This is a genomic window from Laedolimicola sp., assembly GCF_051972735.1.
GTDB classification, from domain to species: domain Bacteria; phylum Bacillota; class Clostridia; order Lachnospirales; family Lachnospiraceae; genus Laedolimicola; species Laedolimicola intestinihominis.
Genome location: NZ_JBOKYU010000009.1, coordinates 14,731 through 37,180, shown reverse-complemented (window position 1 = coordinate 37,180; position 22,450 = coordinate 14,731). Strand labels below are relative to the sequence as shown.

Sequence of the window (22,450 nt, the reverse complement as noted above, 5' to 3'; positions counted from 1 at the left end):
AAGTTACAGTCCTTAATTTTTTGTAAAATCAGGTTCCTGCCGGTTGGAAAGTATCAGAAAATATGATACCATAGATCAGTACGAAAGAGAGGGGACATAAAGCATGAAGAAGATTCTGGGAAAGCTGCTGAACCGGATTGTGATATTCGGTATTCTTCTGGCTGTTCAGCTGGGCTGGTTTCTGCTGACTTTTACAAAGCTGGTTCATTATTCCACGGGCCTGTCCCTAGTTTTCCGGATCATAAGTATCCTGGCAGTGCTGTGGATCATTAATACGGAGGATAATCCGGCCTACAAGATCGCGTGGATCATCCTGATTCTGGTAGCGCCGCTTCTGGGTGGCCTGTTCTATATGGCGGTAGGTCACAAGCGCCCGGCCAAGGGCATGCGAAAAAGGCTGGATGCGGAGCGGAAGCGTACGGAAGGGGAGCTTAAGCAGCAGGAAGAAATCATGGAACGGCTTGGCGAGATGGATCAGGGAACGAAAGGAGAGTCTTATTATCTGGCCGAAGCCGGAGGCTATCCGGTCTGGGATCATACTTCAGCTGTTTATTATAAGATTGGAGAAGAGTACTATACTTCTCTTCTGGAAGAATTAAAAAAAGCGGAACACTTTATTTTTATGGAGTTCTTCATCGTAGGCGAGGGTAAGATGTGGAACAGTATTCTAAAGGTTCTGGAGGAAAAGGCTGCGGCCGGTGTGGATGTGCGATTTATCTACGACGACTTTGGCTGTGTATCCCTGCTTCCGCCCGCCTACAGTCTGATTCTGGAATCCAAGGGCATCAAGAGCTTTGCCTTTAATCGATTTATTCCATTATGGTCGTTGGTAATGAATAACCGCGACCATCGGAAGATAGTGGTTATCGACGGTCATACGGCTTTCAGCGGCGGCGTGAACCTGGCGGACGAGTACATCAATGAAAAGGTGCGCTTTGGGCACTGGAAGGACACGGGCTTTATGCTGAAGGGCGAGGCGGTCTGGAACTATACGGTCATGTTTCTGCGGATGTGGAACGCCCACCGGCATACGGACGAATCCTATGAGGCTTTCCGGCCCCATGTGTGGCATCCGGAAGCCTTCGAGGGTCAGGGCTTTATACAGCCCTACAGCGATTCGCCTCTGGACGACGAGCGCCTGGGTGAAAATGTGTACCTGAACATCCTGAATCGCGCGAAGGATTATGTGTATATCTTCACTCCCTACCTGATCGTGGATCACGAGATGCAGACGGCTTTGTGCCTGGCGGCCAAGCGGGGGGTGGATGTGCGGATCATGACGCCGGGCATTCCGGACAAGAAGACGATTTTTCAGCTGACCCGTTCCTATTATCCGGTGCTTCTGAAGGCAGGCGTGCGGATTTACGAGTATACGCCGGGCTTCCTCCATGCCAAGTCCTTTGTCTGCGACGACGAGGCGGCCGTGGTGGGTACGATTAACATGGATTACCGGAGTCTGTATCTGCATTTTGAATGCGGTACCTTCTTCTATCAGAATCCACTGGTGATGGACGTGAAGCGGGACAGCCTGACGACCATGGAAAAGGGTAGGGAGATTGCCTTAAGCGACACAAGACAGGGCTTCTTTGGAAGTCTGTTCTGCGCGGTGCTCCGGGTATTTTCACCGCTTCTGTAACCGAGAAAGGGGTTTTATTACAAATGAATATCTTATTTTTCCTGAAACCGAAAGCGGAGGTGTCCTACCTTTACGAGGATTTTTCCATGCGTCAGGGCCTGGAGAAGCTGGAGCGCAGCGGTTATACCGCGATTCCGGTCATTAACCGTCAGGGTGAATATATCGGCACTATCACCGAGGGCGATTTCCTGTGGTCCCTGAAAAATAAGTTCGCACTGGATTTAAAGCAGGCCGAGGAGGTCCCGCTTACCATTGTGAAGCGCCGGATGCGCTGCGAGCCCATTTCCATTGATTCCAATATGGAAGACCTGGTGTCCAAGGCCATGAACCAGAATTTCGTGCCGGTTATCGACGACAAGGGCATCTTCATCGGGATTGTGACCCGGAAGGATATCATTGAATTCTGTTATAAGGCATATACGAAGACAGAAAAAACTATTTGAATAGGAAATTAAGAAATGTTGAAAAAGGAATGACGGCAGTTCATTCCTTTTTTTTATAGATCTATAACAAGTTTTTATGTAAAAAGCAAAATTTGTTGCACATTTCATATTGATTCTCTGTCTATTTTTTGCTAAAATTGATCCCGATATCGTTTTGTATCAATGGTAGTTTATACAATACACTATCAAATAAATATATGGAGGGCTGGAAATGAGTAATACAGCACAGAGCCCGGCAAGCAGAAGAATTGAGGGTCTGCTGGACGGGAACAGTTTTGTGGAAATCGGCGGACAGGTGACTGCCAGAAGTACTGACTTTAACCTGCAGCAGTCTAAGTGCCCGTCTGACGGAGTAGTTACCGGCTACGGTCTGATTGACGGTAATCTTGTCTATGTGTACAGTCAGGACGCTTCCGTACTGAACGGAACTCTTGGCGAGATGCATGCGAAGAAGATTGTACGCCTGTACGAGATGGCATGTAAGATGGGAGCACCGGTCATCGGTCTGATCGACTGCGCGGGTATCCGTCTGCAGGAGGGCGTAGACGCCCTGAACGCGTTCGGAGAGATTTATACCCAGCAGGCGCTTGCGTCCGGAGTTGTTCCGCAGATCACAGCAGTGTTCGGTCACTGCGGCGGTGGACTGGCTGTCGTACCGGGACTTTCTGATTTTACCTTTATGGAGGAGAAGGACGCGAAGCTTTTCGTGAACGCTCCGAACACCATCGCAGGCAACAACACCCAGAAGTGTGACAGCGCTTCTGCTAAATTCCAGGCAGAGGAAGCAGGCAGCGTCGATGCAGTCGCTGACGAGGCAGGTATCCTGGCTCAGATCCGCGCACTGGTTGCGATGCTTCCGGGCAACAATGAGGAAGAAGGCTGCTATTCTGACTGCGCGGACGATCTGAACCGCGTATGCGCAGAGCTTCAGGGCGTGGAGTATTCCGCATCCTACATCCTTTCCACCATTGCTGACGGCAAGGCTTTCTTTGAGACTAAAGCAGCTTACGCCAAGGATATGGTGACAGGCTTCATCCGTCTGAACGGCATGACCGTAGGCGCGGTAGCCAATGGAGAGCAGGAGATGACGGCACGCGGTGCTCAGAAGGCAGCAGAGTTCGTAGAGTTCTGTGACGCGTTCAATATCCCGGTTCTGACCATTACCAATGTAAAGGGCTTTAAGGCTTCCCTGTGCACCGAGCGCAATATCGGTAAGGCAGCAGCGAAGCTTACCTACGCATTTGCGAACGCGACCGTTCCGAAGGTAAATGTAATCGCAGGCGAGGCATTTGGCAGCGCTTACGTGATCATGAACAGCAAGAGCATCGGCGCGGATCTGGTATACGCATGGAAGGACGCAAAGATCGGTATGATGGACGCTTCCCTGGCGGCAAAGGTTATGTACGCTGGCGCGGACGCCGCAACCCAGCAGGAGAAGGCGGCAGAGTACGCGGCTCTTCAGGACAGCGTAGACGCAGCGGCTGCACGGGGCTATGTGGACACCGTTATCGAGGCGCAGGATACAAGAAAGTATGTGATCGGCGCGTTTGAGATGTTATTTACCAAGAGAGAGGACCGTCCGGCGAAGAAACACGGAACTGTCTAAGAGGAGTGAGAGTATGAAACGAAGCTTGAAAAAATTATCGGCTCTGCTGCTCCTGATGGGACTTTTTGTACTGACCGGCTGCGCTGCCAAGGAGACTCTTCCGAATGAGGAGGTATACCAGGGCAAGCTCGACAGCTATGTGGAGATGCTGGTTGGTACAGATAAAGAAAGCCTGGATGCGAATCTGAGCAATCTTCAGGAGAATTATGATGATTTTGAGCAGCAGGTAGCTTTGTATCCCTATATCGGCGGAACCGGACAGAAGTTTGATTTTACGGCAGACGCATACTTAAGCCTGCTGAAATCCTATGATGCCAATTTCGATGAGTTCGGTGATTTTGTAGGCCTGAAGGAATATGAGGGCGGCACCACCGACAAGGATGGCAATGTAACCTACACTGCTGTCTATGAGTTCACAGATCATAACATGCGTCTGGCTCTGGAGTTTGATAAGGACGATGTGGTTACCACGGTAACCATGGACCCGATCTACAGCAAGGGAGAGATTGCCAAAAAGGCAGCCCTGAATACCTTGATTGGTATGGGATCTGTATTCGCTGTGCTGATTCTTCTGGCGTTTATCATTTCCCTGTTCAAATACGTATCCGTATTTGAAAATCGGGGAAAGGCAAAGAAGGATGCGGCAGAGAAGGCGGCAGCGCCCGCACCTGCTCCTGTGGCACCTGCGGTACCTGCACCGGCAGACGATCTGCAGCTTATCGCAGTCATCACTGCGGCAATTGCGGCGGCAGAGTGTACATCTACAGATGGCTTTGTAGTACGTTCTATCAAGCGCAGAAGCAACAATAAATGGAAAAAAGCATAACGCATGCTCATATTTAGGAGGATTCATAGAGATGAAAAATTATACAATTACCGTAAATGGCGTAGCTTATGATGTAGTCGTTGAAGAGAAGGGCGCAGGCGCAGTAGCAGCAGCTCCCGCAGCGGCAGCTCCCGCAGCAGCACCTGCACCGGCAGCAGCTCCGAAGGCAGCAGCTCCCGCGGCAGCAGGCGCAGTAGCAGTAAAGGCTTCCGTACCGGGCAAGGTACTGAAGGTAGAGGCAAGTGTCGGACAGGCAGTGAAGTCCGGTGACAGCATCATCATTCTTGAGGCAATGAAGATGGAGATCCCGGTAGTAGCACCCCAGGACGGCACCGTAGCAGGCATCAACGTAAGCGTAGGCCAGGCTGTAGAGTCCGGAGATTTACTGGCATCCCTGAACTAATGGCATAGCCTTAAGAGAAATCAACGGAGGTTAAGACATGGGATACATTTTAGAAACCCTGGGAAACCTCATGCATCAGACCGCGTTTTTTAACCTGACCTGGGGAAATTACGTCATGGTCCTGGTGGCATGCGTGTTCCTGTATCTGGCTATCAAAAAAGAGTACGAGCCTCTTCTTCTGGTTCCGATCGCTTTTGGTATGCTTCTTGTAAATATTTATCCGGATATTATCGCAAGTCCGGAGGAAACTTCAAACGGAGTAGGCGGACTTCTGTACTACTTCTATGTACTGGATGAATGGTCTGTCCTGCCGTCCCTGATCTTCATGGGCGTCGGAGCCATGACCGACTTCGGTCCGCTGATCGCGAATCCGAAGAGCTTCCTTCTGGGAGCGGCAGCTCAGTTCGGTATCTTCGCAGCTTATCTGGGCGCTATGCTCATGGGCTTTTCCGACAAGGCAGCAGCGGCTATCTCCATCATCGGTGGAGCAGATGGCCCGACTTCCATCTTCCTGGCCGGAAAACTGGAGCAGACCGCTTTGCTTGGACCCATTGCGGTAGCTGCGTATTCCTATATGTCTCTGGTTCCGATTATTCAGCCGCCTATCATGAAGCTGCTGACGACCGAGAAAGAGCGTAAAATCAAGATGGAGCAGCTTCGTCCGGTATCCAAGCTGGAGAAGATCCTGTTCCCGATTATTGTAACCATTGTTGTCTGCCTGATTCTGCCGACCACCGCTCCGCTGGTAGGTGCCCTGATGCTGGGTAACCTGTTCCGCGAGTCCGGCGTGGTACGTCAGCTGATGGATACAGCGTCCAACGCCCTGATGTACATCGTTGTTATTCTGCTTGGTACCTCCGTAGGAGCAACCACCAGCGCAGAGGCATTCCTGAATATCAGCACACTGAAGATCGTAGCCCTGGGTCTGATTGCGTTCGCGTTCGGTACCGCGGCCGGCGTTCTTCTGGGCAAGCTTATGTGCGTACTCAGCAAGGGCAAGATCAATCCGCTGATCGGTTCCGCCGGAGTTTCCGCAGTTCCGATGGCAGCCCGTGTATCACAGAAGGTAGGAGCGGAAGCAGATCCGACCAACTTCCTGCTGATGCATGCCATGGGACCGAACGTAGCCGGAGTTATCGGTACGGCCGTAGCAGCCGGAACCTTTATGGCAATTTTTGGAATTTAACCGAATCAAGTAAGTCCCCTACTTCAATTGCGAAAAGCAATAAGCAATGGGTGGGGACTTGCTTGTATCAGGAGGAGTGCAAGCTCCTTCTGATAAACTGCGGAGCAGTTATTCGGTTATGAGCAAGTAGCGAAGCGGATTGCGAATATCCGCTTTAATGATGCCGGGCTCAAAAAGTCAGATGGCGTTCGTGCCTGCACGATAAGACATCTGACTTTGGGAGCCGTAATAATAGGAGGAACTATTATGTCAGATATGAAACCGGTACAGATTACCGAGACTATCCTGCGTGACGCACATCAGTCTCTGATTGCTACACGTATGTCCACAGAGCAGATGCTGCCCATCGTGGAAAAACTGGATCAGGTAGGCTACCATTCCCTGGAGTGCTGGGGAGGAGCTACCTTCGACGCATCCCTTCGTTTCCTGCATGAGGATCCCTGGGAGAGACTTCGTAAAATCAAAGACAAGGCAAAGAAAACTCCGCTGCAGATGCTGTTCCGTGGACAGAACATTCTGGGTTACCGTCCCTACGGCGACGACGTCGTAGAGTACTTCGTACAGAAGTCCATCGCAAATGGTATTGATATTATCCGTATCTTTGACTGCCTGAACGATCTGCGTAACCTGCAGACAGCAGTAAAGGCTGCCAACAAAGAGAACGGCCATGCACAGGTAGCGCTGTCCTACACTCTGGGCGACGCGTATACACTGGAGTATTGGACCACCATGGCGAAGAACATCGAGGAGATGGGTGCAAACTCCATCTGTATCAAGGATATGGCAGGCCTGCTGCTTCCGTACAAGGCTACGGAGTTGGTTAAGGCACTGAAAGAGACCGTTAAGATCCCGATTCAGCTGCATACTCACTATACCTCCGGCGTGGCTTCCATGACCTACTTAAAGGCGGTAGAGGCCGGCGTAGACGTCATCGACTGCGCCATGTCTCCCTTCGCTCTGGGAACTTCCCAGCCGGCAACCGAGGTTATGGTTGAAACCTTCAAGGGAACTCCCTATGATACAGGATATGATCAGAAGCTTCTTGCTGAGATCGCGGATTACTTCCGTCCCATGCGCGACGAGGCTCTGGAGAGCGGCCTGCTGAATCCGAAGAACCTGGGCGTGAATATCAAGACCCTGTTGTATCAGGTACCGGGCGGTATGCTGTCCAACCTGACTTCCCAGCTGAAGGATCTGGGCGCTTCCGACAAATACTATGAGGTACTGGAGGAGGTTCCGCGTGTACGTAAGGACTTCGGCGAGTGCCCGCTGGTAACTCCGTCCTCCCAGATTGTAGGTACACAGGCTGTTATGAATGTGGTAGGCGGCGAGCGTTACAAGATGGTAACTAAGGAGTCCAAGGACCTGCTGTCCGGACACTATGGAAAGACTGTAAAGCCGTTCAATCCGGAGGTTCAGAAGAAGTGCATCGGCGATGCCGAGGTGATCACCTGCCGTCCGGCAGACCTGGTTCCGAACGAATTAGAGACTCTGGAGAGCGAGATGAAGCAGTACGAGGAGCAGCCGGAGGACGTTCTGACCTACGCACTGTTCCCGCAGGTAGCAACCGACTTCTTCAAGTACAGAGACGCACAGCAGAAGAAAATGGATGCAACCGTAGCAGACACCGAGAACGGGGCATATCCGGTATAATCGGATTTTTGAAAAATCAGATTTTGAAATCGCAGATTGCCGATCCGGCAAAAATGTGGTACACTAACAGCGTTGGCGAATTTTCGCCGACGCTGTTTTTACATTACGAAGTATTCGTATGAAATTCACTATTTCACCCGAAACGATGTGACATTGTGATGATGAGCTGCTACAGATGTACAGATAGAAAGAGAGAAATTTGCATGAGCAAGGTATTGATCGTGGGCGGCGGCGCAGCCGGTATGCTGGCTTCCATTTTCTCGGCCAGAAACGGCCATGAGGTCCACGTATATGAGAAAAATGAAAAGCTGGGTAAGAAGCTGTATATTACGGGAAAGGGCCGCTGTAATCTGACCAATGCCTGCGACATGGACGCTCTTTTCGCCAGCGTGCGAACCAACAGCCGTTTTTTATACAGCGCCTTTTACGGCTTCACCAACCAGGACGCCATGGCCTTTTTCGAAGAAGAGGGTCTGAAGATCAAGACGGAGCGGGGGGGACGTGTCTTCCCGTTGTCGGACAGATCGGCGGATGTGCTGGATACGCTGCGGCGTAGTATGCGGCGTGCTGGCGTAGAGGTTCACTTGAATACAGAAGTAAAAGATATTATCGTTGAAGCGGGAGAAGCCAGAGGTCTGATTTTGTCAGATAAAACCCGGATAGAGGGTGACGCGGTTATTGTGGCCACGGGCGGTCTTTCCTATCCGGTAACCGGTTCCACAGGCGACGGCTACCGTTTCGCAAAAGAGGCGGGCCATAAGGTGACCGACTGCATCCCGTCCCTGACTCCTTTTAATATCCGGGAACAATTTGTAAAGGATTTACAGGGACTTTCCCTGAAAAATGTGGAGCTTCGGATCTGCAATGGAAAGAAAGAGGTATTCCGGGAGTTCGGAGAGATGATGTTCACCCATTTCGGTATCACCGGACCACTGGTGCTGACAGCCAGCAGCTACGTGGGAACCCTGGCGGCAAAGCAGGAGCTTAAGGCGGTACTGGATCTGAAACCCGCGCTCAGTGAGGAACAGCTTGACCAACGTATCCTAAGGGAGTTTGACGCAAATCACAATAAGAGCTTCAAAAATGTGATCGGCAGCCTGTTCCCGGCTAAATTAACGCCGGTGATGATTGGCCTCAGTGGCATCGACCAAGATAAGAAGGTACATGATATCTCCCGGGAGGAGCGGCAGGGCTTTGTGAAGCTGACCAAAAGCCTGCCTATGACCGTGACGGGGCTTCGGGATTACAAAGAGGCGATTATTACCAAAGGCGGCGTGGCTGTGAAGGAGATCAATCCTTCCACCATGGAATCAAAATTCGTAAAAGGATTATACTTTATCGGTGAGGTACTGGATCTGGACGCAGTGACCGGCGGATTCAATCTGCAGATTGCCTGGTCCACGGCCTACGCAGCCGGTAATGCTGTATAGAGGAGGAACCTATGACATATCAGATAGCGATTGACGGACCGGCGGGAGCCGGAAAAAGTACCATTGCTAAGGCAGTGGCGAAGAAGATGGGGTACATCTATGTGGATACGGGAGCTATGTACCGTGCCATGGCGCTGTATTTGCTGCGCCGGGGGATTAGCGCGGACGAGAGCGGAAAAATCAGTGCGGCAAGCCGTGACGCTGATATTACGATTGCATACAAGGACGGCTTACAGCAGGTATTATTGAACGGTGAGAACGTAACCGGATTGCTCCGCACCGAGGAGGTAGGCAATATGGCTTCTGCGTCCTCTGTAAATAAGGACGTGCGCCTGAAGCTGGTGGAGCTGCAGCGCGCCCTGGCCGAGCGGGAAAATGTGGTCATGGATGGCCGGGATATCGGCACTTATGTGCTTCCGAAGGCCAATGTAAAGGTCTATCTGACCGCGTCCAGCGCCTGCCGCGCCAAGCGCCGCTATGACGAGCTGACGGAAAAGGGTGAGACCTGTGATCTGGCGGCCATTGAGGCTGACATTATCGAGCGGGACAAGCGGGATATGGAGCGGGAGTTCGCACCTCTTCGTCAGGCGGAGGACGCGACTTATGTGGATTCCTCAGATATGACCATTGATGAGGTAATCACGGCAATTACCGATCTGATTCACTAGGAGGTGCCTATGGAAGTAAGGCTTGCGAAGACGGCCGGGTTCTGCTTTGGCGTGCGCCGGGCCGTGGACACGGTATACGAACAGGTGGAGCAGGCGGAGGGCCCCATTTACACTTATGGCCCCATTGTACACAATGAAACCGTGGTACAGGAACTGGAGGAAAAGGGCGTAAAAGTTCTGAACTCCGAAGAAGAACTGAAAAGCCTCACCAGCGGTACAGTCATCATCCGGGCCCACGGCGTGGGGGAAAAGGTGTATGAGCTTCTGAAACAGCAGGGCGTGAATCTGGTGGATGCCACCTGTCCTTTTGTGAAAAAGATTCACCGTATCGCCCGGAAGGAAGAAGCCAACGGACGTCACATCCTGATCATCGGTAATGCAAAGCATCCCGAGGTGGAGGGCATCCGTGGCTGGTGCGAAAAACCTGCCTACGTGGTGGAATCCCTTGAAGAAGCGGAAAACTTTGCCCTGCCGATGGGTGAAAAGCTCTGCATTGTGTCCCAGACGACATTTAACTACAATAAATTTGAAGATATAGTTGAAATTATTTCAAAAAAGGGTTATGATATAATTGTTTTAAATACGATCTGTAGTGCAACCGAGGAGCGTCAGACCGAAGCCCGGGAAATTGCGTCCGATGTAGACGCGATGATAGTGATCGGAGGAAGTCACAGCTCCAACACACAGAAGCTATTTGAAATATGTAAAAAAGAATGTGAAAATACTTACTATATACAGTCACTTGATGATTTGGATTTGAAGACATCGCAGTCCATCCGTTGCGTAGGTATTACAGCAGGGGCTTCGACCCCAAACAAAATTATTGAGGAGGTTCAAAAACATGTCAGAATTAAGTTTTGAACAAATGCTTGAAGGTTCACTGAAAACAATAAGAAACGGAGAGGTTGTCGAAGGCACTGTGATTGATGTCAAAGAAGATGAAGCCATCTTGAACATAGGCTACAAATCCGACGGTATCCTGACCAAGAATGAGTACAGCAACAGCCCCATCGACCTGACCACAGTCATCCATGTAGGTGATACCATGGAAGTAAAGGTTCTGAAGGTCAACGACGGCGAGGGACAGGTTCTCCTGACCTACAAGCGTCTGGCAGCCGAGAAGGGCAGCAAGCGTCTGAAAGAGGCTTTTGAGAACGAGGAAGTGCTGACAGCACCGGTTACCCAGGTTCTGGACGGCGGCTTAAGCGTTGTTGTAGATGAGTCCAGAGTATTCATCCCGGCAAGCCTGGTATCCGATACCTATGAAAAGAACCTGGCGAAGTATGAAGGTCAGGAGATCAGCTTTGTTATTACCGAGTTCAATCCGCGCCGTGGCCGCATCATCGGTAACCGTAAGCAGCTGATCGTTGCTGAAAAAGCTGAGAAGCAGAAAGAGCTCTTCGAGCGCATCCATGTAGGCGATGTGGTAGAGGGTGTTGTAAAGAACGTAACCGATTTCGGTGCATTCGTAGATCTGGGCGGAGCAGACGGTCTGCTTCATATCTCTGAGATGTCCTGGGGACGCGTAGAGAACCCGAAGAAGGTATTCAAGGTTGGCGAGAAGCTGAATGTCCTGATTAAGGATATCCGTGATACCAAGATTGCCCTGAGCCTGAAATTTGAGGATCAGAATCCGTGGCTGTATGCTGCTGACAAGTATGCAGTAGGCAACGTAGTTACCGGTAAGGTGGCAAGAATGACAGATTTCGGCGCATTTGTAGAGCTGGAGCCGGGTGTAGACGCACTGCTTCATGTATCCCAGATTTCCAGAGAGCACGTAGAGAAGCCGTCTGACGTACTGAGCATCGGTCAGGAGATCGAGGCAAAGGTTGTAGACTTCAATGGCGAGGATAAGAAGATTTCTCTGAGCATGAAGGCACTGCAGAGCAACGAGACAGCCGGCGATGTGGCAGATGTGGACATCGACGCGGTAGCAGCTGAGGAAGAGTAAGAAAAGAATTACAAACGGATATACACAGACGGGAGGACAGGCACTTTGGCGTGCGTGTCCTCGCGCCTTGTCTGGGCATAATTTTGTGAAATACACAAGGAGAAAGGACAGTATGTGGAATATACAGATTGCAGGCGTGGACATTTACCATATCGTCAACTGGTTTTATATCTATAGCTTCTTGGGATGGCTCTGGGAAAGCTCCTACGTATCCATAAAGGAGAAGAAACTGGTCAATCGAGGCTTTGTGGCCGGTCCGGTCTGCACCATCTATGGCTTCGGGGCTGTCATCGTCTATCTGATTCTGAAGCCCATCGCCGGAAATATTCTGTTGCTCTATATCTGCGGCGTGATTGTGCCGACAATTCTGGAATATGTTACGGCGGTTCTGATGGAGGCTCTGTTCCATACCAGCTGGTGGGATTACAGCAAGAATAAGTTTAATTTTCAGGGGCGCATCTGTCTGGGCGCATCCCTGGGCTGGGGAGTGTTTTCCGTGATTCTCTTTTATGTATTTCAGCCTTTTGTGGACTGGATTGTGAGCCTGTACAGCGTGGCGACCGGAAAGCTGCTGGTGAGCGTGGCGACCCTGGTATACGCGGTGGATTTCGGCATGTCCTACATGAACGCCATGCAGATTGGCGAGAAGCTGCGGAATATGGACGCGGTTATGGACGAGCTGTACGAATATATCCAGAATACGAAGCTCTATGAGAGCACCGAGGAACTCAAAGAACGGCTGGCCCATTACCGTCTGCCTGAGTATGTACCGGAGCTGAAACAGCGTCTTGAGGATCGGGTCAATGCAATGGTAGCCTTTGCGGGTGAGTCTCCTGAAGAATTTAAAGCCCGTCAGGAAGGACGTCTGGCAGAGCTGGCCGAGCGTTTCGGCGCTGCGCAGAAGCGCTTTGAGCGTCTGAAAGGTATGGGTAACGTATTTACCAGACGTACCATGAACGCTTACCCGAACATGAAGTCCCGGGCGCAGGCGCTGAAAGAGCGTGCGGTACGGAAGGTTGGCAAGGGTTCCAGAGAACAGTAACGAGTTGAAATAAAAAATACCGGAGTGATAAAAATTCATGGCACATGTGACCTTTAAGGGCGGAGTATTTCCGCACAAGAGAAAGCGGTTTACAAGAGAAAAAGCATTGGAGGAGTATCTGCCGAAGGGAGATCTGATCTATCCCCTGCGTCAGCATATCGGCGGCACGGCAGTGCCAGTGGTAGCTGTGGGAGACCGGGTACTGGAGGGACAGCTCCTTGCGAAGGCCAGTGGCGATATCTCCGCGCCGGTTCATGCGTCGGTGTCCGGTACGGTAAAAGCGATTGAGCCGCGGAAAACCGTATCCGGAAAAGAGATTTTGTCTGTGGTAGTCGAAAATGACGGTCTGTACGAAAAAATGCCGGTTTCGGAGATAAAGCCCTGGCAGGAGCTGGAGGTTGGGGAGCGCCTGCGCCGGATCCAGGAGGCCGGAGTGGTCGGTATGGGAGGAGCCGGATTCCCGACCCATATCAAGCTGGCAGTACGGAATCCTAAGAGAATCCGTTATGTCCTGATCAACGGTACCGAATGTGAGCCCTATATGACCAGCGATTACCGTAGAATGCTGGAATCGCCGGAGTGTCTGGTTGAGGGACTTCGGATTGTTTTGAGTCTTTTTGAGCGTGCTACCGGTATTTTTGCCATGGAGGATAATAAACGGGACGCCATTACAGCCATGCAGATGGCCAGCGGAAGTGAACCCCGGATGGAGGTCCGGGTACTGGAAACCAAGTATCCCCAGGGTGCGGAGCGTATGCTGATCTACGCCTGTACCGGCGCGGAGATCAACACGTCCCAGCTTCCGGCAGACGCGGGCTGTATCGTACTGAATGTGGAAACGCTTCACGCCATCTATGAGGCGCTGGTTCTCGGCCTTCCGGTGACGAAGCGGGCAGTGACGGTGACCGGAAAAGCGTTGAAGGAACAGAAAAATTTTCTGGTTCGGATCGGCACCAGTTTTTCGGAGCTTCCGGAGGCAGCGGGCGGTTACGCGAAGCAGCCGAAGAAGTTTGTCTGCGGCGGTCCCATGCGCGGTGTGGAGATGAAGAACCTGGAGGTTCCGGTGACGAAGACAGTAACCGGATTTCTGTGCATGAGTCAGGATTATACGGATAAGCCGGGCGTCTGCATCCGATGCGGTTCCTGTACAGAGGCCTGCCCGATTTATCTTTTGCCCACAAAGCTTGCGGACGCGGCGGAGGCCGGAAAAGAGCAGGAGTTCCGGGATATGAACGGCATGGAATGCTTGGGCTGCGGAAGCTGCAGCTTTGTATGCCCGGCCAGAAGACAGCTGGCTCCGTCCATTCAGGACATGCGCCGGAAGCTGCTGGCACAGGGAAGAAGATAGGGAGGAAATGAGACAATGGAAAAAAATTACAAATGGATCTTTCCTCATGTGAAGGGAACGATGACGACAGCAGGTATGATGCGGATGATGCTTCTGGCGCTTTTGCCTGCGGAGATTTTCGGCGTCCTTCATTTCGGACCGCGGGTACTTCTGCATCTGCTGATTTGCGTTGTCACCTGTACACTTACAGAATTTACCATTGAAGCGTTTCGGGATAAGCCGCTGACTGTGGCGGACGGAAGTGCCATGGTGACGGGGGAATTGCTGGCCCTGATGCTGCCGGTAAACGCGCCTCTGTGGCTTGGAGCCTTAGGAGGGCTTTTTGCTGTCGGCGTGATCAAGATGCCTTTCGGTGGCCTTGGAAAGAACCGGCTGAATCCGGCTCTTTCCGGCTATTGTTTTCTGTTTCTGGCTTTTCCGAAATATATGAAGGATTACAGCTTCGGCAGCTATGGTTCCCAGACGCTTCTGGGGCAGCTTTTGTCCGGACAGACCGTAGATCCCTATCCGATGCTCTGGGGCAATACCAACGGCAGTATCGGTACGGTATCGGCGGCGATGTTACTCCTTGGCGCGGTGCTGCTGCTGGCCTTTGGTATCATTCATCTGCGGATTCCGGCGGCGATTGGGATCTCCTTCCTGATTACATTGTTTCTCGGCGCGGGAAAGGGCTTTGATCAGCTCTATTTTACCACCCAGTTTCTGGGAGGCGGTCTAATTCTGGGAGCTTTCTTTGTGGCGACGGACTGTGTGACGTCACCGATTACGAGAAAGGGCCAGATCTGGTACGGCGTTCTGATTGGCGTCATGACGGCGGCGCTTCGGCTGGCCGGGATAGAAGAGGGTATGGTGTACGCGATACTGGTATCAAATCTGTGCGTGCCGTTTATTGAACAACTGACTGTACCGAAGCCCTTCGGAAGAAGAAAACCGGTACAGGTTACACAGAACAGGAGACAGCCATGATTGCGTATATCAGAGGTACACTGGCTTATATTGAGCCGGAGGAGAGTATGGCAGTGCTGGAGACCGGTGGAATCGGCTACCGGATTCTCATGTCCGGACGGGATCTGGATCTTTTACCGGCGGCAGGCGAGGAGCTTCGCCTGTATACCTACCTGCAGGTGCGGGAGGACGCATTTGTGCTTTTCGGCTTTTTTACCCGGGAGGATCGGAAGCTGTTTCAACAGCTTTTGAGCGTCAATGGTATCGGTCCGAAGGCGGCCCTTGGAGTACTTTCCGCCCTTTCCGCGGACGATCTCCGCTTCGCGGTGCTGGCGGATGACGCAAAGGCCATTGCAAAAGCGCCTGGTATCGGCCTGAAGACAGCCCAGAAGCTGATTCTGGAGCTGAAGGATAAATTAAGCCTTGAGGAGGCCTTTGAGGCGCGTCTGGAGAATAGCCAGGCAAAGGCGGCAGCTGGAGCGGCTCCCGATCTGAGCGAGGCCCGGAACGAGGCCGTGGAAGCTCTGACAGCCCTTGGCTATTCCGCTTCCGATTCCCTGAAGGCTGTGCGGAAGGTGGAAGCAGCCGACGGTATGAATGTAGAAGATATTTTAAAAGCTGCGTTAAAATATATCAGCTTCTAGGAGACAGAGAGATGGGAAAACGTATCATTACAACGGAGGCTATGGAGGAGGATATCCGCACAGACTACAGTCTGCGGCCTCAGACGCTGGATGAATATATCGGCCAGGAGAAGGCTAAGGAAAATCTGAAGATCTATATTCAGGCGGCCAAAGCCCGGGGAGAATCTCTGGATCATGTGCTGTTTTACGGACCGCCGGGACTGGGCAAGACGACTCTTGCCGGCATTATTGCCAATGAGATGGGCGTTCACATGAAGGTGACTTCCGGTCCGGCTATCGAAAAACCCGGTGAAATTGCGGCTATCCTCAACAATCTGTCTGAGGGTGATGTGCTTTTTGTGGACGAGATTCACCGGCTGAATCGACAGGTGGAGGAGGTTCTGTACCCGGCCATGGAGGACTTTGCCATTGATATCGTCATTGGAAAGGGCGCTTCGGCCCGGTCTATCCGGTTGGATTTGCCGCATTTTACATTGATTGGCGCGACAACCAGGGCGGGACTTCTGACAGCGCCCCTGCGGGATCGCTTTGGCGTGGTTCATCATCTGGAGTTCTATACAGACGAGGAGCTGCAGACCATTGTGGAGCGTTCGGCGGACGTGCTGGGCGTGGAGATTGACCCGAAGGGAGCCCTGGAGCTGGCCAGACGTTCCAGGGGAACTCCGAGACTGGCCAACCGGCTTCTGAAACGGGTACGTGATTTCGCCCAGGTCAAATATGATGGGAAGATCACGAAAGAGATTGCGGATTTCGCGCTGGATCTGCTGGAAGTGGATCGCTATGGTCTGGATCAGATCGACCGGCGGATTCTTATGACCATGATTGAGAAATTCATGGGCGGTCCGGTAGGCCTGGACACCTTGGCGGCGGCTATCGGCGAGGATTCCGGCACGATAGAGGATGTCTATGAACCGTATCTGATCAAGAAAGGTTTCATTAACCGGACGCCCCGGGGACGTGTGGTCACAGAGTTGGGATATCATCACCTGGGTGTTGTGCCGGATGGCGGTAATGTGATATAATAGAGTATCGAAAAAACCAAAGGACGTGAACGAGATGGCGATGAAAAACGCAGTGGAAGTGGTGGTGGATGGCCGGGTCTATAAGATCAGCGGCTACGAAAGCCAGGAGTATCTGCATCAGATAGCAGTCTATATCAACGAGAAAATGACCGAGTGCCACAGTACGGAAAACTACCGGAAACAGAGCGGCGATCAGCGGCAGCTGATGTTGAGTATGAACCTGGCGGACGACTATTTTAAAGCCAAGAACCAGGCTGAGAAGCTGACCGCGGAGCTGGAGAAGAAGGAGCGGGAGCTGTACAGCGTCCGTCACGATCTGATTGAGGCCCGGCTGGAGATCGAGAATCTGAAAAAAGAGAAGAAGGCAGGCTCCGGACAGAATAACCGCAGAAATGAGCAGCATGCGGGAAAGCAGAATAATGTTGGAAATAATGTGAATTCTGTGAACAGTGGAAACAATACACAGAGATAAATGGAGAGGGCGCCAGACGGATTTTTGGCGCCTTTTTTGTGGAGGAGGAAACATGAGACATCAGACAGAGCTTCTGGCTCCGGCAGGTTCCTTTGAGAGCCTGCGGGCCGCAGTCAACGCGGGAGCGGACGCCGTATATATCGGAGGCACAAGGTTTGGCGCCCGGGCCTATGCGGAGAATCCGGACGAAAAGGGCCTGTGTGAGGCTATCGAGTTCGCTCATCTGCACGGCTGCGATCTGTATATGACAGTCAATACGCTTTTGAAGGATTCGGAGATGGAGGAGCTTGGAGCTTATCTGAAGCCCTATTATGAGAGCGGTCTGGACGCAGTCATTGTCCAGGATATGGGTGTCTTTTCCTATATTCGCGAGAACTTCCCGGATCTGGATATTCACGCCAGCACTCAGATGACGGTGCTTGGCGCGGAAGGAGCTGAATTTCTGAAAAAGCAGGGAGCTGCCCGTGTGGTGACAGCCCGGGAGCTGTCGCTGCAGGAGATTCGCCGGATTCATGATACCGTGGATGTGGAGATTGAGAGCTTTATTCACGGAGCCCTCTGTTACTGTTATTCGGGCCAGTGCCTGATGAGCAGCATGTTTGGCGGCCGCAGCGGCAACCGTGGCCGGTGCGCTCAGCCCTGCCGCCTGCCTTATCAGTTGAAGGGTGATGGAAAGCTGCTTGGCAAAAAGGGCGAGGAGTATATCTTAAGTCCCAAGGATATGTGCACCATTGAGATTCTGCCGGAAATTCTGGAGGCAGGCGTCTGCTCCCTGAAAATCGAGGGTCGGATGAAACGACCCGAGTACACGGCAGGCGTAGTGCGCGTTTATCGGAAATATCTGGATCATTACCTGGAATATGGAGGGGATAAATATCGTGTGGACCCGAAGGATTATGGGGAACTGCAGGCACTTTATAACCGGGGCGGATTTTCCAGAGGCTATTATCAGGTACACAATGGCCGCGATATGATTTCCCTGACCAGACCCAGCCATTTTGAGGAGAAGGGAAAGAAGGCCATGCAGGAAAAGCAGCGATACGAGGCGCTGCTGCAGGAGATTCGGAAGGAATATCTGGACAGGGATAAGAAGGAAACCATCGAGGGTAGCTTCCGCATTTCCCTGGATGGACCGTCGGAGCTTGCGGTGCGGTATCGGGACGCAGAGGTGCGCGTGGAGGGCGAGCCCGGTCAGGTGCCGAAGAATCAGCCTATGACGGAAGCGGATATCCGCAAGCAGCTTATGAAGACCGGGGATACTCCCTTTATATTCGGAAAGCTCGCGATACAGATGGACGGCGATATCTTCTGCCCCAACGGGCAGCTGAACCGGATGCGGCGGGAGGCTTTGGAGAAGCTGACAGAGCAGTGTACGGCAGGAGCGCACAGAGCATCCGGAGATATACGGAAGCTGCTTACATGCAACGGGGCAGGCGGAGATACGGACAAAAAGGCACAGAAGCCAGGTCATTTTCTGCTTCGGGTACAGTTGGAGCGGGCAGAATATCTGCCGGAAGTGCTGGATTTTCCGGAGGTACAGGCAGTCTATCTGACCAGCGAAAAGCTGGATTTTGAACGGCTGCCGGAATATGTAAATGTCTGCCACAGGGCAGAAAAGGAATGTCTGCTGGTACTGCCGGCGATTTTCCGGACACCCGCCAGACGGTGGTTTGAGGAGCGGACAGAGCTGATAAAGCAGGCGGGATTGGACGGCCTGGTACTGAAAAACCTGGAAGAGCTGGAATTTGTAAAAAATCAGGGGCTGGAACTGCCGCTGATTGGTGATCACAACCTCTACAGCTGGAATCAGGAAGCCGGCACATTCTGGAAAAAACAGGGAATCACAAGAGAAACACTTCCGCTGGAGCTGAACGACCGGGAACTTAAGGAGCGGGGAGCCCGAGATGCCGAGCTCATTGCCTACGGTTATCTGCCGCTGATGACTACGGCAGGTTGTCTGCACCGGACGGTGGAGCGCTGTGATCAGAAGGAGACGGTGCGGATGCTGATAGATCGCTATAAGAAAGAATTTCCGGCTGTCAATTACTGCCGTTACTGTTATAATGTAATCTATAACAGTGAACCGCTGTCTCTCCTGAATAATAAAGAAGAGGTCGAGCGGCTTGCGCCGGAGGCGTTACGTCTCTGCTTTACATTGGAGAGCCGGAAGGAAATCCGAAGAATCCTGAAGGATTACACAGAGGTGTTTTGCGGCGGCGCGCCGTGCCGGAGACCGGAGTACAGCTACACAAAGGGACATTTGAAACGGGGAGTACAGTAAATATATGGTATTCTTGATTACCGATTTATCCAAATACGCGTTTATTATCCTGATTGCGCTTTATACATCCTTAAGCTATTCGGTGCTGCGAAAACGGGATCAGGAGGAGGTGCGCCACGGTTTTCGGCTGCAGATTCTGAACCTGTTCCTGATTCATGCCCTGGCCTTTGTGGTGCTGTACATGCAGACCGGGGAAATGAAGCTGGCGGTATTCTACGCCTTTCAGTTTTTTTTGCTGCAGGCGGTGCTGGTGTTCACCCGGATTATCTATCCGAAGGCAAATCGGCTGGTGCTGAACAATATGTGTCTGCTGCTGGCCATTGGTTTCATCATGCTGACGCGGCTGTCATATGACAAGGCAGTGCGTCAATTTCAGATTGCGGCAGTGGCACTGGCGGTGGCACTGATTGTGCCGGTACTGATCCGAAAATGCGGCTTTCTGCAGAAGCTGCCCTGGCTTTACGGAATCGGCGGGCTGGCGCTTCTGATGGCCGTGGCCGTAGTGGGCAAGACCACCTCGGGCGCGAAATTATCACTGGTTATCGGCAAATTTGTGTTCCAGCCCAGTGAGTTTGTGAAAATTACCTTTGTATTTTTTGTGGCAGCCATGCTGAGTAAGAGCACGGAATTCGCGGATATTGTGCGGACGACCATTCTGGCGGCGGCCCATGTGCTGGTGCTGGCAGTGTCCAGCGACTTGGGCGGGGCACTGCTGTTCTTTGTAACCTACCTGGTGATACTCTATGTGGCCACGAAGAAACCTCTGTATTTCCTGGCAGGTCTGGGAGCGGGATCGGTGGCGGCGGTCATCGGCTATCATCTGTTCGCCCACGTGCGGGTCCGGGTGCTGGCCTGGACCGACCCCTTCAGCGTCATTGAAAATGAGGGGTATCAGATCACGCAGTCCTTATTTGCCATCGGAACCGGACGCTGGTTCGGCATGGGACTGAATCTGGGCATGCCCAATAAGATCCCGGTAGTGGAGCAGGATTTTATTTTCTCGGCTATTGCTGAGGAAATGGGCGGTATCTTCGCCGTATGCCTGATTTTGATATGCATGAGCTGTTTTATCATGTTTATCAATATTGCCATGCAGATCAAGAACCGATTCTACAAATATACGGCGTTGGGCTTCGGGACCCTCTATGGTTTTCAGGTGTTCCTGACCATCGGAGGAGCCATCCGCTTTATTCCGTCCACAGGCGTGACATTGCCGCTGGTGAGCTACGGCGGAAGCTCCCTGGCGTCCAGTATCCTGATGTTTTATATTATTCAGGGTATGTATCTCTTAAAAGAAGACGAGGATTTGCAGATTGAAAAAGAACGAGCAGCCAAAGCAAGAAAAGCAAAAAGAGTCAAAGACGGGCAGAGCAAAAAGCAGGAAAAATCATGAACTGGCGGTGATTACGTACCTTTTCATCGGTCTGTTTGCGCTGATGACAGGCTATTTTATCTATTTTGACGCGGTCTTAAGTCCGGATGTAATCAACAATCCCTACAACGCCAGGCTGGACGCCTTTGCAGAGCGGAATATCCGGGGAAATATCCTGGCCTCGGACGGCACAGTGCTGGCGGAGACGAAGGCAGCGTCGGACGGTACAGAGACCCGGGAATATCCCTACGCCAATCTGTTTGCCCATGTGGTGGGCTATTCTACCCGTGGAAATACAGGCATTGAGCAGTTAGCCAATTACTACCTGCTGACTTCCAGTATCTCACCGGCAGAGCAACTGAAAAATCAGGTGAAAGACCAGAAAAGTCAGGGGGATAATGTGGTGACCACCCTGGATATGGATTTGCAGCGAACCGCTTACGACGCCCTGGGCAAGAACCGGGGTGCGGTGGTAGTGCTGGAAGCACAGACCGGACGGGTGCTTGCCATGGTGTCCAAGCCGGACTACGATCCAGGTACTATCAATGAAAAATGGGATACGCTTACGGCGGAGGATTCCCCGGAGAGTGGCAGCGTCCTCTACAACCGCGCGACCCAGGGACTCTACGCGCCCGGCTCCACGTTTAAAATTGTGACGCTGCTGGAGTATATGCGGGAAAATCCGGATTCCTATGCAGACTTTTCCTTCAATTGCAAGGGAAAGGTTACAGAGGGAAACTATACCATCAGCTGTTATAATAAGAAGGCCCATGGAGCCGAAGATTTGACAAAGGCCTTTGCGAAATCCTGTAATTCAGCCTTTGCCACCATTGGCCTGTCGCTGGATGAGAGTGTGTTTAAGAGTACCTGTGAGGAGTTACTGTTCAACACAGAGTTGCCGTCACCTCTGACTTATTCCAAGAGCTCCTTTTCCCTGAAAACGGACGCCACGCCTGCAGAACAGATGATGACAGCCATCGGCCAGGGGGAGACGCTTGTTTCACCCCTTCATATGGCTCTGATTGCCGGCACCATTGCCAATGACGGCGTGCTGATGAAGCCTTATCTGCTGGAGGAGGTGCGAAGCGCGAAGGGCGCGACGGTGAAAACCTTCGATACGGAGGAGTACGGCTCCCTGATGACGGCGGACGAGGCCGCTGCACTGACCGAATATATGAAGGCCGTGGTGGAGAGCGGAACAGGAAGCAAGCTGAAGGACCTGGGCTTTGAGACCGCAGGTAAAACGGGAACAGCCGAGTACACCAGTGATAAGAGCAAGAGCCACGCCTGGTTTGTAGGCTTTTCTGATACCGGGGACCGGGATATCGCGGTCTGCGTGCTGGTGGAGGAGCGCGGCAGCGGCAGCGAGTACGCAGTGCCCATTGCACGGCAGATTTTTCAGGAATGGTACGGGAATAAGGCTCTGAAGGATCTGATGAACGGGACCGAGTAGAAGGTGATAACAAACGCTTGTCAAATCTCCCAAAAAGCGCTATACTATACCTAGTTTTTGAACACACCA

At 52.1% G+C, this 22,450-nt stretch carries 20 protein-coding genes; all 20 read left to right on the top strand.

Features of this window, described 5'->3' with window-relative positions:
* The first annotated feature begins 103 nt into the window (after window positions 1–103).
* The 20 genes from cls (at window position 104) to ACTRC3_RS03915 (ending at window position 22,381) form a co-directional block, all read left to right on the top strand.
* Window positions 104–1,636: a cardiolipin synthase gene (gene cls / locus ACTRC3_RS04010; protein WP_440321747.1), complete on the top strand. Its 1,533-nt coding sequence runs from the start codon at window positions 104–106 to the stop codon at window positions 1,634–1,636.
* A gap of 23 nt (window positions 1,637–1,659) precedes the next feature.
* Window positions 1,660–2,079 carry a CBS domain-containing protein gene (locus ACTRC3_RS04005; RefSeq protein WP_349164000.1) on the top strand — a complete coding sequence of 140 codons (420 nt, stop codon included), beginning with the start codon at window positions 1,660–1,662 and terminating at the stop codon, window positions 2,077–2,079.
* A 211-nt stretch (window positions 2,080–2,290) separates the two neighbouring features.
* A complete protein-coding gene (locus tag ACTRC3_RS04000) occupies window positions 2,291–3,685 on the top strand; it encodes an acyl-CoA carboxylase subunit beta (RefSeq protein WP_440321745.1) in 1,395 nt (464 codons plus the stop codon).
* 13 nt (window positions 3,686–3,698) lie between these two features.
* A complete protein-coding gene (locus ACTRC3_RS03995; RefSeq protein ID WP_440321744.1) occupies window positions 3,699–4,511 on the top strand; it encodes an OadG family protein in 813 nt (270 codons plus the stop codon).
* Window positions 4,512–4,542: 31 nt separating this feature from the next.
* On the top strand, window positions 4,543–4,914 hold the full coding sequence (locus ACTRC3_RS03990) for a biotin/lipoyl-containing protein (protein WP_186873490.1): 372 nt from the start codon (window positions 4,543–4,545) through the stop codon (window positions 4,912–4,914).
* 37 nt (window positions 4,915–4,951) lie between these two features.
* A complete protein-coding gene (locus ACTRC3_RS03985; RefSeq protein ID WP_178038572.1) occupies window positions 4,952–6,100 on the top strand; it encodes a sodium ion-translocating decarboxylase subunit beta in 1,149 nt (382 codons plus the stop codon).
* Window positions 6,101–6,346: 246 nt separating this feature from the next.
* Window positions 6,347–7,753 carry an oxaloacetate decarboxylase subunit alpha gene (locus ACTRC3_RS03980; protein ID WP_178038571.1) on the top strand — a complete coding sequence of 469 codons (1,407 nt, stop codon included), beginning with the start codon at window positions 6,347–6,349 and terminating at the stop codon, window positions 7,751–7,753.
* A 203-nt stretch (window positions 7,754–7,956) separates the two neighbouring features.
* Window positions 7,957–9,183: an NAD(P)/FAD-dependent oxidoreductase gene (locus ACTRC3_RS03975; RefSeq protein WP_440321741.1), complete on the top strand. Its 1,227-nt coding sequence runs from the start codon at window positions 7,957–7,959 to the stop codon at window positions 9,181–9,183.
* 11 nt (window positions 9,184–9,194) lie between these two features.
* A complete protein-coding gene (gene cmk / locus ACTRC3_RS03970; protein ID WP_178038569.1) occupies window positions 9,195–9,851 on the top strand; it encodes a (d)CMP kinase in 657 nt (218 codons plus the stop codon).
* A gap of 9 nt (window positions 9,852–9,860) precedes the next feature.
* Window positions 9,861–10,712 (top strand): 4-hydroxy-3-methylbut-2-enyl diphosphate reductase, encoded by an 852-nt coding sequence (gene ispH / locus ACTRC3_RS03965; protein WP_440321739.1) that lies wholly within the window; start codon window positions 9,861–9,863, stop codon window positions 10,710–10,712.
* Entirely contained in the window at window positions 10,693–11,802 is a 1,110-nt protein-coding gene (gene rpsA / locus ACTRC3_RS03960; protein ID WP_178038567.1) for a 30S ribosomal protein S1, read from the top strand. Before ispH ends, rpsA begins: the two co-directional genes overlap by 20 nt.
* Window positions 11,803–11,914: 112 nt before the next feature.
* Window positions 11,915–12,844 (top strand): putative ABC transporter permease, encoded by a 930-nt coding sequence (locus ACTRC3_RS03955; RefSeq protein ID WP_440321736.1) that lies wholly within the window; start codon window positions 11,915–11,917, stop codon window positions 12,842–12,844.
* 37 nt (window positions 12,845–12,881) lie between these two features.
* The gene (rsxC, locus tag ACTRC3_RS03950) at window positions 12,882–14,192 is read left to right on the top strand and encodes an electron transport complex subunit RsxC (protein WP_440321734.1); all 1,311 of its coding nucleotides are present in this window, start codon (window positions 12,882–12,884) and stop codon (window positions 14,190–14,192) included.
* A gap of 15 nt (window positions 14,193–14,207) precedes the next feature.
* Window positions 14,208–15,158: an RnfABCDGE type electron transport complex subunit D gene (locus tag ACTRC3_RS03945; protein WP_440321732.1), complete on the top strand. Its 951-nt coding sequence runs from the start codon at window positions 14,208–14,210 to the stop codon at window positions 15,156–15,158.
* Complete coding sequence (gene ruvA / locus ACTRC3_RS03940; protein ID WP_178038563.1) at window positions 15,155–15,781, top strand: Holliday junction branch migration protein RuvA; 627 nt, start codon at window positions 15,155–15,157, stop codon at window positions 15,779–15,781. Before ACTRC3_RS03945 ends, ruvA begins: the two co-directional genes overlap by 4 nt.
* Window positions 15,782–15,792: 11 nt before the next feature.
* Entirely contained in the window at window positions 15,793–16,803 is a 1,011-nt protein-coding gene (gene ruvB, locus ACTRC3_RS03935; protein ID WP_349163993.1) for a Holliday junction branch migration DNA helicase RuvB, read from the top strand.
* Between the two features lie 34 nt (window positions 16,804–16,837).
* Window positions 16,838–17,275 (top strand): cell division protein ZapA, encoded by a 438-nt coding sequence (locus ACTRC3_RS03930; protein ID WP_178038561.1) that lies wholly within the window; start codon window positions 16,838–16,840, stop codon window positions 17,273–17,275.
* A 52-nt stretch (window positions 17,276–17,327) separates the two neighbouring features.
* Complete coding sequence (locus ACTRC3_RS03925) at window positions 17,328–19,556, top strand: DUF3656 domain-containing U32 family peptidase (protein ID WP_440321730.1); 2,229 nt, start codon at window positions 17,328–17,330, stop codon at window positions 19,554–19,556.
* Between the two features lie 4 nt (window positions 19,557–19,560).
* Window positions 19,561–20,949, top strand: a complete 1,389-nt coding sequence (locus ACTRC3_RS03920) for an FtsW/RodA/SpoVE family cell cycle protein (RefSeq protein WP_440321728.1) — start codon at window positions 19,561–19,563, stop codon at window positions 20,947–20,949.
* Window positions 20,870–22,381: a peptidoglycan D,D-transpeptidase FtsI family protein gene (locus tag ACTRC3_RS03915; RefSeq protein ID WP_440321727.1), complete on the top strand. Its 1,512-nt coding sequence runs from the start codon at window positions 20,870–20,872 to the stop codon at window positions 22,379–22,381. Before ACTRC3_RS03920 ends, ACTRC3_RS03915 begins: the two co-directional genes overlap by 80 nt.
* Window positions 22,382–22,450: the final 69 nt, after the last annotated feature.